The sequence below is a fragment of the Grimontia sp. AD028 genome (assembly GCF_000973155.1).
GTDB classification, from domain to species: domain Bacteria; phylum Pseudomonadota; class Gammaproteobacteria; order Enterobacterales; family Vibrionaceae; genus Enterovibrio; species Enterovibrio indicus.
This window is the reverse complement of sequence record NZ_LASY01000016.1, coordinates 106,273-120,545: the sequence shown is the minus strand read 5'-3', so window position 1 is coordinate 120,545 and position 14,273 is coordinate 106,273. Positions and strand designations below refer to the sequence as shown.

The following is a 14,273-nucleotide window of genomic DNA, read 5'->3' as shown; positions in this document are numbered from 1 at the left end:
TCGTGCTCGTTTCATGCTGAGAGGGAAAGGAAGCATAATTCTCAGGAGCAAGAGATGACGGATAAGAGAGATGTACCGTTTACGTTAGAAAAGCTGCAGGCAGCATTTAAATCGGGTGAGTTAACCTGCGAATCCTACATCGACGCGGTTATCGAGCGCGCGGAAAGTCTGAAACACCTTAACGCTTTTATTACGGTTGACTGGGAGATGCTTCGAAAGGCAGCTAGGGACGTTGACCAGAGTGGAAAAGCAGGTGAAGGGCTCAATGGCATCCCACTTTGCTTCAAGGATAACATTCAGACTGGTGTTCTTGCTGCGTCTGCTGCGACTAAAGCATTAGCGGGAAATATCAGCAGTGCTTCCGTCGTGGCTGAGCGGCTGTTGAACAGTGGTGCCTTAGTGGGTGGCATGGGAAACATGCACGAGCTGGCCTTTGGTATTACGACCAACAATGGATATAGCGGCGCGTCGAAAAACCCGTGGAATACAGAGCGGATCCCCGGTGGCTCCAGCGGTGGTGTCGCTGTGGCGATTGCAGCTGGCATTATGCCAGCAGGCATTGGAACGGACACAGGAGGCTCCGTAAGGTTACCTTCTGCACTTTGTGGGATCGTTGGCTTTAGACCTTCTATGATGCGCTATCCATCAGAAGGACTGGTACCTGTCAGCCATACCCGGGATACGGCAGGTCCAATGGCGAATACTGTCAAGGATTGTCGAATCTTGGATGCCATCATGGCGGGTAAAAACGATTCCGCCATTGATGAAGTAGCGAGTTTTTCCTCTATCAAGCTGGGTGTTCCCCGAGCCTATTTCTTTGACAATCTAGACCCTGAAGTCGCCAGATTATCTGAAGATGCCTTAAAGAAACTTTCTGATGCGGGCGTGACCTTGGTGGAGGCGGATATTCCCAATGTTGGTGAACTTGATGAAGCCTGCAGTTTCCCGATTGCGCTTTATGAATTTATGCAGGACTTACCTGCCTATCTTACCGCTCATGCATCACATATCAGTATTAAAGACGTCGCTGATCATGCTTTAAGCCCTGACGTGAGTGGATTGATGGCTTCGCTGATGTCTGATGGCGCGATGCCAGAATCCGTGTATCGAGAAGCTGTTAATGTGGTTCGTCCTAAACTCCAACAAACCTACGCAGACTATTTCTCGAAGCAAGGCGTGGATGCTGTCATCTTCCCAACCACTGTGCTGCCTGCCGCGCCTATTGGTGATGATGAAACCGTTGAACTTAATGGCGAACGCCTACCTACCTTTCCAACCTTCATTCACAACACCGATCCGGGCAGTAATGCAGGGATCCCGGGAATTAGCCTACCCATAGGTTTAACCCATAACGGCTTGCCTGTTGGTATCGAAATTGATGGACCTTTCAACAGCGATGAGCGGTTGCTATCGATCGCGGAAGCGCTGGAGTCAGTCTTCAACTTTACGCAACGCCCCTGATCCACTCTTCATAGATGTAAGGAACACAACAATGAAAAGACGCGAATTTTTAACTTCGTCGATGAGTGCTGCGCTGCTGGCAGCGATTGCACCGACTTTTGTCTCAACCCGGACTCTCGCTGCGGAGACAGTTAAACTCGGTGTGATGATTCCCCAATCAGGCCCCGCGGGTCTGTTTGGCCCCTCCTGTAAAAACTGCACAGAAATGGCGGTTGAAGAAATCAATAAGTCGGGTGGCATTTTAGGCAAGCAGGTTGAAGTGTTTTATGCCGATGCTGGCGGTTCTCCTTCCGATGCGCTGAAAAATGCGGTGCGCCTGTACAAAGGCGAAAAAGTGGATGCGTTTATTGGCATGCATGACAGTGCTGTGCGAGGTGCACTCACCAACTTGTTCAAAGGCGAGGTGCCTTACATCTATACGCCAATCTATGAAGGTGGTGAATGCGCAGAGGGAACTTATGTACTCGGTGAGACCCCTGCGCAGCAATTGGCACCGGTCATTCCTTGGTTAGCAAAAAACAACAAGGTCAGTAAATGGTATTTGATTGGTAATGATTACAACTGGCCACGTGACTCGAATGCTGCGGCGAAAGAATACATTAAAGCAGCAGGTGGTGAGGTAGTCGGTGAGGAATATCTGCCATTTTCAGCCGATAACTTCGACTCCAGCTTGGCAAAAATCAAAGCCAGTGGCGCTGATGCAGTACTGATCACTTTGGTTGGTGGTGCATCAGTGAGCTTTAACCGCGCATTTGCAAACTTCGGTTTGGACAAGCAAGCCCTGCGATTGGGCACCTTAATAGAAGAAAATACCCTAGCAGGTATTGGGGCAGAAAATGCTGCAAGACTTTACTCTTCATCAGGTTATTTTCAGAACATTAACTCGCCAAAAGCCGCCGCATTTGCTGAGCGCTACTACGAAAAGTTTGGCAGTGATGCACCTGCACTCAATGCATTAGGTGAGTCCTGCTATGACGGTGTCTATCTCTTCAAAGCCTTGGCAAACGAAGCAAAAGGCGTAGCGGCTGAAAAAATTGCCAGCGCTTCTGAGGGCGCGTCATTTTCTTCTCCTCGCGGGAACATGACGTTGACGAAGGGACATGTTGATAAAGATATCTATCTTGCGGAAGCCGTAGATGGCAGATTCCGCGTTGTTGAAACCTTTGAAAACGTGCCTAGCGGCAGTACCTGCAGTTAATGGAGAGAGTGACGCACATGGATGTGTTGACCTTGTATATTTTGAACGTCATCTACAGCCTCTCAGTGTTGGCTTTAGTTGCAACAGGCCTTGCCGCTGTGTTCGGACTACTAGGTGTGATGAACATGGCGCATGGTGAGTTTGTCATGCTTGGCGCTTATAGCGCGCTGCTCGCAAGTCAATGGTCACTGCCTTGGCCTGCGGGCCTTTTTTTGGCTGTCATTGTGAGTGCTTTAGTCGGTGCACTCATGGAAAAGGGCCTCATCAGGCACCTTTATCAGCGGCCGTTTGACACCTTGTTGGCAACTTGGGGTGTAGCCATGCTCATCCGAAAAGGGATTGAGGCTCTTTTTGGTAGGGAGTACCAAAACGTTCCTCAATACTTGCCAGGCACCGTCGATGTTGTTGGTGTTGATTACCCAGTTTATCGATTGCTCTTGGTGGTGTTGATTGCCGCCTTGATGACAGGCATCTACCTGTGGTTCAGAAAAAGCCCTGCCAGCCTCAAAATTCGTGCGATGGTAGACAACCCTGCACTGGCGCAGGCGGTGGGAATAAACACTGAACGCGTTGCCTTTTACACGTTTGTTTTCGGTGTCAGTACGGCAGGGCTCGCCGGTGCCTTGATTGCACCTCTGGTGAGAGTCGACCCCTACATGGGGCTGGATTACTTGCTCTCCTCATTTTTCGCCCTTGTGATTGGCGGCCTCGGCAGCGTTGAAGGCCTGATTCTGGGAAGCGGCATGATTGGCGGCTTAGATCAGTCCCTCTCCAACCTGTTCGACAAGGTCGTCGGCTATACAGGTGTGCTTCTGCTGTCGATTTTCTTTTTATGGTGGAAACCCAATGGCATCATTTCGCAACGTTAATTTTTACGCGATCGCGTTTATCTTCGCACTGCCTCTGTTTATCGATAGCTTTACTGCATATGAGGTTGGTCTCTATTTAATCTTCGGACTCGCAGCATTGAGTGTCGCGTCTTGTTGGGGGCAGGCAGGTTTCTTACCGCTTGGCCAAGCCGCTTTCTTTGGATTGGGCGCGTATCTTTATGGTTATGTGAATGTTGAGCAGGCATCGGTGTTCAGTGTCGTAGAAGGACTGGTTTTGGCACTTCTGGTACCGGCGCTGTTAGCTTTCGCATTGGGAAAGCTGGTGTTCTCACGTACTTCGAGTTCCGGCCCGTATTTTTCGTTGATCACACTGGCGGTTGCCATGTTGGCAACGCAATTAGCATTGGTTTTTGATGGTGTCACAGGCGGGTTTAACGGCCTTAATGGCATTAATGACATTCCAGGAACAGATCGTTACGAAAACCTGTATTGGGTGATTGCAGGCGCAGTGGCAGTTGTGCTTTTGTCCCTTCAGTATTTAGAAAATACGCCATTCGGACTTTTGCTTAATGCCATCCGTGATAATGAACAGCGTGTTGACTTACTGGGTTACAAAAGTGACCAACTGAAAAGTATTGTCTTTGCCATAAGTGCTGCGGTTTCTGGGTTGGCAGGCGCGTTGTACAGTGTCCATCAGGGCATCGTTACGCCACAGGCACTGGGCTTTTTCCTTTCGGCAGAGTTTGTTATCTGGGCTGCAGTGGGAGGACGTTTTACGCTGGTTGGTCCTATTGCTGGTGCTTTGGTGATGGGAATGGTGTCCAGTGAGTTGAAAGCGTCTTTCCCTTACTGGGAAGTGATAGTCGCATCTATTTTCATTGTTGTAGTGCTCTTTTTACCAAAGGGTTTGCTAGGTTGGTTACCCGCGACGAAAAAGCGTATTGAGGAAGACAAGTCAGATGAGGAGCCTAATGCCTGCTCGCCTGAACGGCGCGTGACGCTCGCCATCAATGATGTCTCCGTATCGATAGGAGCAGTTAATATTCTATCGTCCTTGGATATGAGGTTGGGTGGAAAGGGTATTCAGTGCCTGATCGGCCCAAACGGCGCAGGAAAAACATCGGCATTCAACACTATGACTGGCGTGCTGCCGCTTTCTTCCGGAACGCTTGTATGGAATGGAGAACGCTTTAGTCCACGTAAGCCTTATGACGCTGCACGTCAGGGTATAGGTCGGAAATTACAAATTCCTTGTGTGTTCCCATCGCTAAGCGTTGAAGAGAATATTCATTTGGCGATGTGGGCAAGCCGTTCGAATAAAAAATCATTATTCCGAGTCGCCAAATACGGAAAACGTTCTGCATCTTTAAACGCGCTTTACGAAGCGATGCCATTTCTTGAACAGGGTGAAGTCTTGGCCGGATCGCTATCGGTAGGGCAACGTCAAATGCTGGACTTTACGATGACCTGTCTTGCTGAACCTGACTTGTTATTGCTGGATGAACCCTGTGCGGGACTCTCACCTGTCGAGACAAAAACGCTCATCGACATCATCAAAAATTACATCGCCAGAGAGAGAAAACCCTGTGTGATTATTGAGCATGACATGCAAGTGGTGGAGAAATTGGCTGACGAAGTGCTTGTGATGAATCAAGGTTCTATGTTGTGTTTTGGCAGCTTTGATTTTGTTCGTAAGAACGAGGAAGTACGAGCCATTTACGCAGGAGGAACCAAGTAATGTCAGACAAAATTCTGGATGTGAAAGGTCTTTCAGGTGGGTATGGCGATATTACGATCGTTAGGGATGTGAACTTTTCAATCGGGAAAGGAGAGGTTGTGTGCCTTGCTGGTCGCAATGGTGTGGGAAAAACCACTTTAATGAAGCTCTTGTCGGGAGCGCTGGTGCCCGGCAAAGGTCATATATGCCTTAATGGAAAAGATCTGTCGGGCTTGAATGCTTTTGAGCGACAGCAAAAGCAAATTAGCCATGGATTACAAGAACAGTCAGTTTTTGGGGGATTGACTGTGCGGGATAATCTATCACTGACAGGTAAGTGGGGTGAAAACCCTCTTGTTCACCGCCTTCTTGAGGCTTTTCCGATCATAGAAAAACGTTATGACGTGCAGGCTGGGAAATTGTCGGGTGGCGAGAGGAAGTTGGTCTCATTTTGCCGAGCTGTCGTCGAAGACGGATTGCTGACTTTACTTGATGAGCCAACAGAGGGAGTTCAACCTGAAAACATCGAGCGAATGGGGGAGGTGATCCTCGAACAAGCTAAACAAGGACGAAGCTTCGTTGTGGCAGAGCAGAATCTTTCACTGATAGAGCAAATCGCCGATGCCTGTTGGGTGATGGATCACGGTGAGTTGAAGTCTCTTTTCCCTGCTTCTCCAAATTTAAGGGAGCGTATTGTCAGTGAGCTTCTTATTTAATGGTGCCATCAATACTAAAGCTGGCCTTTTTTGTTCTTCAATAAGTGAAACATTACAAAATAATAGAAACTTACGAGTAGACACCTAGCCAACGGAGAGTTCGTTATCGCACCAAAAGCCGCTGATTAGAGTCAGCGGCTTTTTGCGCTGTTCGGAGGTTAACCATCCTGTGAAAAGGTAAATTCGGAAAAATATCACTGCATTATCACCAACGTGAAAGACACACTCGAGTTAGACAGCATTTGGCTTTCCTTGGACTGCCATCACCAAAAAGGGAGGTCCAGAGGTAACATTGTTTTTGGATAATACCGATACTAAAGGATTACTGGGCAACAAGAGTGATGATGTGATCCTCTGTCATATTGAATTGGCAATTTAATGTCGAATACTGGGGTAGCAGCTTTCCAATTCTCTCATCAAGCACTAGTTCAATATGTTTCTCGCTAATCCCAATTACCTCCGACGTTTCAAAACCAATAACGTCTTTGATATAGGGGTAAATGGCTTTATAGACGCTTTCTTTTGCTGAAAATACGAGAGTCGCAAACTGCCTAAAAGACAGTTTACACTCGTCAAAAAACTTCAATTCTCTTGTATTCATGATGTGGTTGGAGAGGTCGTTTGCCGTTTTGTGGCATAAGAGATATTCGATATCTACGCCCAGAAAGTTGATAGCATTATTACTTGTTACTGCACACAATGCTTGATCACGAGTGTGTGAAATCGAACCAGAAATGCCTTTAGGAAATCCTGGTGACCTGTCCACGTTTCGTGTGACCTCAGTAGAATTTGAACCTATAGAGGCTAAGGCCTGTCGCGCAAGAATTCGCCCGGCCATATATTCTGCTTGCCGTTTTGGCACTGATCGGCGTATGTCATCAGGTATATCTATATTCAGTGAGCAACCCAGATTTTGGTTTAGATGAAGGCTGTTAAATCGACACCACCATACTTCAACCCCAATAGCTCGATGCTCCTGAAAAAGACCTATTTCTTCAATTAGACGCTCACTCATTTTTGATTGTTCTCTTCCTGTTTCCTTCTTGAAGAATATCTTCAATGTGCGCTCTAAAAATGAATGATGAACTCACACAGCACTTTCCTCGACAAAATGGTCGACATTGTTGGCTTTGCTTTCCTGATCAAAAACGTTAGCAGCATTTAATATGGCCGTAATGACACTGTCGATGTCCTCGGTAGTGGTTAGTGGATTAGATATGACGACCCTGAAAACAGTAATTGGCTCTTTCGAAATATTATGCTCAGTGAGAGAAGTTTTTGATACAAAACAGCCATTTAAATTAAATAGCCTCTCCTGTATCTTTTCATTAATTTTGTTAATTTCAGCATTGTCAGTTTCTGAAAGGAAAGTGTTTTGTAATCTGGAAGGTATATACCTAAAGTTTACGATATTTAAATCACATGATTTTAATAATTGGAAAGATACTTCTGATCTTATCGTGTTTTTTAAGTGTTCGGTATTTTGAATCGACTTTTCTATGAGATAAGAGTAGCCTTCTTTGCCGACAATTCTAAGTAGAGCGTGAATAAGAAGTGAATTGGCTGCTCGCGATCCTTCTAAAGAAAATTGACCTAGATCTAAGCTTCCAGGTTGTGACTGATAGCTTGCAGTCGTTGAATAACAGTCTGCATCATTCATGTTTCTGAATAAGCACATACTTGCTCCTTGAGCTGAATATAACAGTTTATGTGCGCAAAAAGTGATGGAGTCTGATGAGTGAATGCCTGAGAGCTTATGTTTGTACTTGTCGGAGAATATAAACCCACCACCCCAAGCTGCATCAACATGGAAGTGAATACCATATGAGTTTGAAATTTCACGAAGAGAATGAAGAGGGTCAATTGCGCCAGTCTCTGTCGCACCTGCTATACCGACCAACGATATCACGAAGATATTCTCTTTTTCACATGTCTCGAGTTTTGACTTTAAATCCTCAACACACATACGATTATTGTCGTCTGTGTCTACATACAGTATTCCATCCTCGCCAATGCCTAGTATATTGGCGGATTTCTTGAATGAGTAGTGCATTAGCCGGGTTCCAACAATAACGGCTTCCTTAAACCCTAGTAATTGAAGACACTTATGAAATCCCTTTTTCTTTAGTTCGGATTTTGTTATGCCTAACTCAATGAGCTTTCTGTTTCTTGCATAAAGCATTGCGGTCATATTAGCAATGCTACCACTGCTGGTGATCGTTCCATACACTGAAGCTTCATCATGAATATTGCTAGGGTAACAAGATGAATGTAAATCAAAAAACAGTTTATGAAATGTGTACAGCACCTGTCGTTCTAACTTTGTTAGAATATTTGATGTTTCGACTTTCACCACATTTTGGTTCATTCTAGTGATAATTTTGGCTATCTCAGGAATGAAGTTGGGAAGTCTGGATGTCATGTGGCCAATATATCGTGGTGACGACACATCGATAGTAAAAGGTATGACGTTATTATCTAGAAATTGGAGGTAGTCCTCTACACCAATTTGAGCTTGGTCAAGTAAACTATTTTCAAGATGAGCGAAATCTTCGATTGATGAGTCGTCTTTGTTTTTTATTCTTTCTATGTGCGTTGTAGGCTCAAATAATTGGGTGTACTTATTGTTCATGTCGATCCTAAATGGCTAATTTAATGTAATGGCTTTTTATTTGACTTGTGGATTTTTATGTGTTTGTCAGTTTTGATCGGAAATGGACTTTTTCTAAAATTTCACTAACGAGATTTGTAACGTTTTTATAATCCGTATTAATGAAGAAATGCCCGCCATCAAAATATGCGTAATTAAAATCGCGTGTCGTTAGGTCTGACCAAGAAATCAACTGTTCCTTGGTAACTTGCGTATCAGAGTCGCCTGAAAATGCAGTGATAGAGCAGGGTAAAGCTTCTTTGGCAGCGATGTAGTTATCCGCAATGGTAAAATCGGCTTTTAACATTGGCAGCAGTAATGACATCAACTCTTTGTTTTGCATGACTTCTACTGGTGTGCCGTTCATTGCCTCTATTTTCTCAAGAAATACGTCATCAGGCAGGTCGCAAATCCGCTCGCTGAGTTTTGGGGTATGGGGTGCGCGGCTTCCGGAGGCAATAAAATGGAGAGGAGGCGTTCCCCCTCTTTGAATGACTTCGATTGCAAACTGGAACGCTATTCGACTCCCTAAACTGTGCCCAAGCAAGACGTAAGGCTTCTCGGTAAGTTCGCGCTCAAATGGCAGTAGTGCTTTCATCATTTCAGGCATTGTTGAAATGGCTGGCTCCAACAATCTTGATGCTCTCCCTGGAGGTTGCACAATAACGAGCTCTACGAATCCGGGGAGTCGTTTAACCCAGCTTTGATAGTTAGCCGCGCTTCCCCCCGCATAAGGGAAGCAAACCAATCTCATTGTCGCGTTGGCATTTGGTGATGGAATAACAAACCAATCACTGTTCGTTAGCGTCCCAGCGTTGACTGATTTCAAGCGATTCTCCTTCTTTATCACTTATGGCTGCCATCAAGCAGCGTTCTTGCGAGTTTTCTAATTTGTTGAATATGTAGTGAAGAGAACAAGCGAATGTCCTCTCTGGAATACATGGCAGGGCTGTATCCCCACACTAAGGTTAACTTGCCATTTTCCGAGCTCAGTTTTCCAAACGGCGCGAATGTCGGTGGATGCAGACCTTCTTCCTTACCTTTATTTTCAGGTGCCAGCGTCTCTTGGGCGTCTTCTACCGAATTCGCTTTCGGAACATAGTTAAATTCAATATTGTGTTCGGGAATGGGTGTAATCATCTTTGCTAAGTGCGGGTCTTTAAATCTTGCGTATTGCAGAGCCTGACTTGGTTTTTCAGCCTCCGAAATCTGCTTTGATACGACGCTCAGGTAGCTTTCTATGCAATGAGACTGCGGTTGGTCAAGGTAGACGAAATCATATCGGGAGATCCAACCTACGGTGCGACTTAAATTGAAACCTTCGTGCGCTCTGTTGTTACGTGTAATACAGAGGAAGGCTTTGTTTCCCTTTGTCCAAGTCTGATAGGCAATAGAGAGGGCACTTATTACCAGAGATTCTATATCGAAACGGTTTTTTTGGATGACGCTCTCAAGCAGGTCCGAGAGTTCGTCATCAAATTGCGTAGTAATCAACTCGGGTTCTACAAGGCTATGTTCGTTCGCATTGCGAAGCGATACATCATCGATGTTCGCGCACGTCGTCCAATCTTTACTCAACCAGTTCTCGATATACTCAGGAGCTGATGCTTTCGCTCGCGCTAACTGGTGTTCTATAAACTGATTTAATTGCGTTTGTGTGTTCGAGAGTAAAACGGGTTGCCTCGCCGTCAGTTGACCATAGGCCAGCATAAGATCTTCTTTGAGAACACCCAGTGAATAGCCATCAACAACTAGGTGATGAAAAACGAGAAATATCCTGCCAGGGGTTTCATCGCCTAGTTTAAATCTAACGACGTAGAACAGCTGTTTTTCAATGTCTAATTGCTTTTGCAACCCTGTGCAGACTTGTTCCAATTCAACCGTTTGGGAAGTGCAGTCCAGATGTGAAAAGTCGTATTCTAGCCACCAGTCTTTCATGTCCTCCAAAGATTGATAGCGTTGATGCCAAGTTCCGTCTTCGTATCGCCATACGCGTCGCAGACCCTCATGATGTTGAAGGATGGCAACGATGGCCTTTTTGGCATTGGTTGGGTCAAAGTCTTCGCGCACGACAAAAAGCTCAGACACGTTCCAATGGTTCCTTTGTGGCCGCCTAAATAGCCAGTGATCATTAAAGCCGATATCGTAGGCAACATTGTTCGTGGCCGACGGTAGAGCGTTCTGATTTGACTCGTCTTTAATACTTACCGCCAGAGATTCTAAATCGTGTTCGCCGAACAAGAGAGGTAACGCGAAGCTTATGCCTTTTTTGGTAAGGATGGATTGAAGTTGCACGGCTTGAATTGAATTCCCCCCCAAAGAGAAGAAGTTATCCTTTAGCCCTACTTTTGGTATTTGCAGCAACGCCGCGATTTCGTCGCACAATAATTTTTGGATTTCTGTCGTTGGCGCAACATACGTTTTAGACGTCCCCAACGCTGATGCGTGACTTCCGCTTGCTTCAACAATTTTAGCCATGTCGAAATGAAGGGCACTTGCAGACCAAGAAGAGAGGGGGAGTTTTAGTTCTTTTACGTTTTGGTTTTCGTTAGTGCCTTTAGCCGTCGTTGAAGCGTTGCTCGATGCTTTGGTTGCATCGAACTCAATTTGTGCGAGGGTGTCTCCGCTGATTCCTGTTGATTCGGGATAAACGCCGATGTGTGAAAGGAAGTTTCGCGCTGGCGTATTTCGCTCTCCAACGGCGACGGGAATAGTGCATGTGTGGTGGCCGGCGATGGCACCAAAGTACGCCATCATTTTATGCTCAACGCCACGGCCCATAGCACGACAACTGAGCAGGAAGCTGTCGAGGCAAAACTGGGTGTCTTGTTTCTCCCATAGAACTGCACCAACAATGCCAAGATCGCCAAATATGTCGGAGACTCTGACAACAAACCCTTTTAGCTGATTGCTGTTGAAGCGTTTTGCCAATGTTGCTTCGTCATATCGTCGTAAGCTGGTGTTAAACTGGTTCGTTCTCAGACTCAACTCCGACACGCGTGGCAAATTACCTTCTTCGATTGGCGAGAAAGTGATAACAGTGTTCAGTGACGCGAGATATTCCGCGAAGGTTTTTGCCGCCGCTTTATATTTGTTTCGTTTCTGGTTTTGTTTGTATTGTGTAGTGCGATCAGACGCGAGTTCATCAGCCAATGCGGTATCAAATACCCATAAATGGGCGAGCCACGTTGAAATGGTGTCCAGCTTGGGTCTTTGCAAAACGAGGACTTCTGGGCAGTTTGCGGTGACTTCAGCACACTGCACTGGGTCGTCATCAATAAATACAAAACTGTCTAAACCAAGGTTGAGTTCAGCCGCGATAGCGCGGATGTTTTCGGACTTAGATGCCCAGTTAATTCGGGTAGTGGTAATGTCCTCTTTGACCAGAAGCATGTCGGGTGTGTGGTCAAAGGCATTCCACACGTCCATTTCTTCGTTCTTGCTGCATAAAGCGAGAAGAACACCTTTCTTTTTCAGCGATAATGCCAATGTTTGAATCGCTTTAAACGGTTCGGTGACCGCAAGTTTTTCTGCGCCAATCTCTCCCACAACACCTTGCCAGAGTGTATTGTCACAATCTAAAACCAGAACTTTGGTTTGTTCCTTTTTCGGACGGTACAAGGTTCGAATGATAGACGTAGAAAGCGCAGCATAGCCTTCGGGTGTGTAGGCGATGTTGGCGGACTTGAAGCTGTCTTCATCAAACGCATTACTGACAGGATATAACGCTGATAACGTTGAATTTGGGGTGACCGAAATGTGACTAATGTTTGCCAATTGGCTGACGAACTCGTTTTCGAGCTCAGCAATCTGCTGACTGTATGCCTCTGCCGCCTTTGATGACAGTGGGCCAAATACAATATGACAACGCTTTAAGTGCTTTGCCTGCTGGGTGATGATTTGGAGAAGTTGCCTGCTCTGTGTTTGAGCAAACTCTAGCGGTTGGCCGCCCACGAGCCAGCTCTCCCAAATAAGTAAAATGGCACTGTTTGCCGTCAAGTCTGAGTACAACGCGCTATTTAGGTTGAGCAACTCTTGTTGTATCTGATTGAAAGGTCCAAATTTCCATTGGTGCAAAAAATCGAGTTTATCGTGCCAAAACGCGAGTGATGGTTGCATCGGTTCAACGGAAAAATTACCCAGAAGATAGGTGGATGGTTCTGAGTAGGCCAGTAATTTATTGCTTAGCGCGAGGTTACTGATTGTCGTGTTGTCGCTATCGACGAAAGTGAGAATGATCTTCCAGTAGTCCTCAAGGAGAGCCTTCGCCAACGTTGGCTCAAACATCGCTGTATTGTAGTCCACACACAACGCGGTACTCTCGCCAATATCAATAAACGAAAACATTAGGTCGAGTTGAGCGTTAACGGCATCCGGTAAAAGATCGTCCAGCGTGGTATCGCCATTGAGGGATGAAGTGTCCAGCAACTGGATGTTTTGATAACGAAGAGAAACGTTATAGAGCGGACTTTTTCCGCCTCGTGCTGGGTTGATTTCATTAACAATAAAATCAAAGGGACACGTTTGATGCTTTCGTATTTTACTAAACGTAGTTTGTACACTTTTAAGCAGTGAAGCGAGAGTGTCATCGTTTTGGTATTGCGTGCGTATGGCCAGAAAGTTGATAAAGCAGCCAATCATATTGATCACTTCTTGCTGCTCTCTTCCTGCTTCGACAGAGCCAATGACAACATCGTGCGTGTTTGCCCACTTAAACATCAGTGCACTGAGTGACGCGAGCATTAACTCAAACATGCTGACACCGTTTAGCTTTGCGTAATTACGCACTTTGAGACTTAACGCATCGGGAACGGTGAGGGTCGCTCTTTCACCCTGATAGGATTGATAATTGTCTGCTTGTTCATCCACGGGGAACCGTATCGCGCGCGGCGCATCTGCCAGCTCATGTCGCCAAAAATTAAGATGCTCTTGAAGCCTTTTTGAGGGCTTTCCTTTGTCAAAAAACGTTTTGTGTTGCCAGCGCGCGTAGTCGGCATATGTATGCTTAATCTCAGGCAGGGCAGGAGGACGATTGTTCTCCAATGCTTGGTAGGCTGCCAAAAACTCTTTGCCGAGGATTGCCGTTGACCAGTCATCCCCGATAGCATGGTGCATGACTACCGAGAGTAGGATTCGACCTTCGTCAGATTTAAACAATGCCAAGTTGATGAGCGGAGCCTGACATAAGTCAAACGTGGTTTGATGATGAGCATTCACGGCTGAAAATAGCGCAGTGTCATTACTCACGGTTCTGATGGTTAGTCCTGGAACACAATGATCATCAATCTTTTGAAACAGCGTATCCTCCTCGGTGTAGAAATATGTCCGAAGGCTGGCGTGCCGCGAGACCAGAATGCTTATCGCCTCTTTAACCAAGGGCAGTTGTGTATCGTTGGCCAGTGGGAGTGTGAACGCCATATTGTGGTGAGGGCTACCCCCTGTAATTTGATGAAGCAACCAGAAACGTTGCTGTGCAAAAGATGCGACGGCATGCAGCTCATCGGAAGCGTCAAAAGACAGTAACTTCTCTGTATCAAGTTGCTCTAAGAACAGAATGATGGCGTCTTTATTCGCCTTTATGTGTTGCGAAATGTCTGGCGTCATGGCACCCGGTTTAGACCGAGCACCCAATTTCCCATCCTTGACGAAAAGCACTATCCCTGCTTTTCGCCATTGTTCAATGTGTTGCGCAATATTCATA

General features: G+C 46.1%; 9 protein-coding genes. 5 read left to right on the top strand and 4 right to left on the bottom strand.

What is annotated here, in order from left to right:
• The first annotated feature begins 54 nt into the window (after window positions 1–54).
• The 5 genes from iaaH to RN22_RS03890 are packed head-to-tail and all read left to right on the top strand — an operon-like array spanning window position 55 to window position 5,922.
• The gene (iaaH, locus tag RN22_RS03910; RefSeq protein WP_046303161.1) at window positions 55–1,461 is read left to right on the top strand and encodes an indoleacetamide hydrolase; all 1,407 of its coding nucleotides are present in this window, start codon (window positions 55–57) and stop codon (window positions 1,459–1,461) included.
• A gap of 31 nt (window positions 1,462–1,492) precedes the next feature.
• The gene (locus RN22_RS03905; protein ID WP_046303160.1) at window positions 1,493–2,659 is read left to right on the top strand and encodes a substrate-binding domain-containing protein; all 1,167 of its coding nucleotides are present in this window, start codon (window positions 1,493–1,495) and stop codon (window positions 2,657–2,659) included.
• Between the two features lie 17 nt (window positions 2,660–2,676).
• The gene (locus RN22_RS03900; protein ID WP_002538773.1) at window positions 2,677–3,528 is read left to right on the top strand and encodes a branched-chain amino acid ABC transporter permease; all 852 of its coding nucleotides are present in this window, start codon (window positions 2,677–2,679) and stop codon (window positions 3,526–3,528) included.
• Complete coding sequence (locus RN22_RS03895; RefSeq protein ID WP_046303159.1) at window positions 3,506–5,227, top strand: ATP-binding cassette domain-containing protein; 1,722 nt, start codon at window positions 3,506–3,508, stop codon at window positions 5,225–5,227. Before RN22_RS03900 ends, RN22_RS03895 begins: the two co-directional genes overlap by 23 nt.
• Window positions 5,227–5,922, top strand: a complete 696-nt coding sequence (locus RN22_RS03890) for an ATP-binding cassette domain-containing protein (protein WP_046303158.1) — start codon at window positions 5,227–5,229, stop codon at window positions 5,920–5,922. Before RN22_RS03895 ends, RN22_RS03890 begins: the two co-directional genes overlap by 1 nt.
• A 322-nt stretch (window positions 5,923–6,244) precedes the next feature.
• On the opposite strand, the gene RN22_RS03885 is transcribed toward RN22_RS03890, so the two are convergent.
• Genes RN22_RS03885 through RN22_RS03870 form a run of 4 tightly spaced genes read right to left on the bottom strand, consistent with a single transcriptional unit; the run spans window position 6,245 to window position 14,272 of the window.
• Complete coding sequence (locus tag RN22_RS03885; RefSeq protein WP_156168163.1) at window positions 6,245–6,982, bottom strand: 4'-phosphopantetheinyl transferase; 738 nt, start codon at window positions 6,980–6,982, stop codon at window positions 6,245–6,247.
• A gap of 27 nt (window positions 6,983–7,009) precedes the next feature.
• The gene (locus RN22_RS03880; protein ID WP_052737485.1) at window positions 7,010–8,554 is read right to left on the bottom strand and encodes a pyridoxal-dependent decarboxylase; all 1,545 of its coding nucleotides are present in this window, start codon (window positions 8,552–8,554) and stop codon (window positions 7,010–7,012) included.
• Window positions 8,555–8,609: 55 nt separating this feature from the next.
• Window positions 8,610–9,401, bottom strand: coding sequence for a thioesterase II family protein (locus RN22_RS03875; protein WP_231590839.1), 792 nt, complete (start codon window positions 9,399–9,401; stop codon window positions 8,610–8,612).
• 17 nt (window positions 9,402–9,418) lie between these two features.
• Entirely contained in the window at window positions 9,419–14,272 is a 4,854-nt protein-coding gene (locus RN22_RS03870) for an HAD-IIIC family phosphatase (RefSeq protein ID WP_046303157.1), read from the bottom strand.
• Window position 14,273 lies beyond the last annotated feature (1 nt).

Excerpts from the sequence above, each read along its gene's own strand:
- iaaH (WP_046303161.1), top strand. The coding sequence starts at position 55 with ATGACGGATAAGAGAGATGTACCGTTTACGTTAGAAAAGCTGCAGGCA.
- RN22_RS03905 (WP_046303160.1), top strand. The coding sequence starts at position 1,493 with ATGAAAAGACGCGAATTTTTAACTTCGTCGATGAGTGCTGCGCTGCTG.
- RN22_RS03900 (WP_002538773.1), top strand. The coding sequence starts at position 2,677 with ATGGATGTGTTGACCTTGTATATTTTGAACGTCATCTACAGCCTCTCA.
- RN22_RS03895 (WP_046303159.1), top strand. The coding sequence starts at position 3,506 with ATGGCATCATTTCGCAACGTTAATTTTTACGCGATCGCGTTTATCTTC.
- RN22_RS03890 (WP_046303158.1), top strand. The coding sequence starts at position 5,227 with ATGTCAGACAAAATTCTGGATGTGAAAGGTCTTTCAGGTGGGTATGGC.
- RN22_RS03880 (WP_052737485.1), bottom strand. The coding sequence starts at position 8,554 with ATGAACAATAAGTACACCCAATTATTTGAGCCTACAACGCACATAGAA.
- RN22_RS03870 (WP_046303157.1), bottom strand. The coding sequence starts at position 14,272 with ATGAATATTGCGCAACACATTGAACAATGGCGAAAAGCAGGGATAGTG.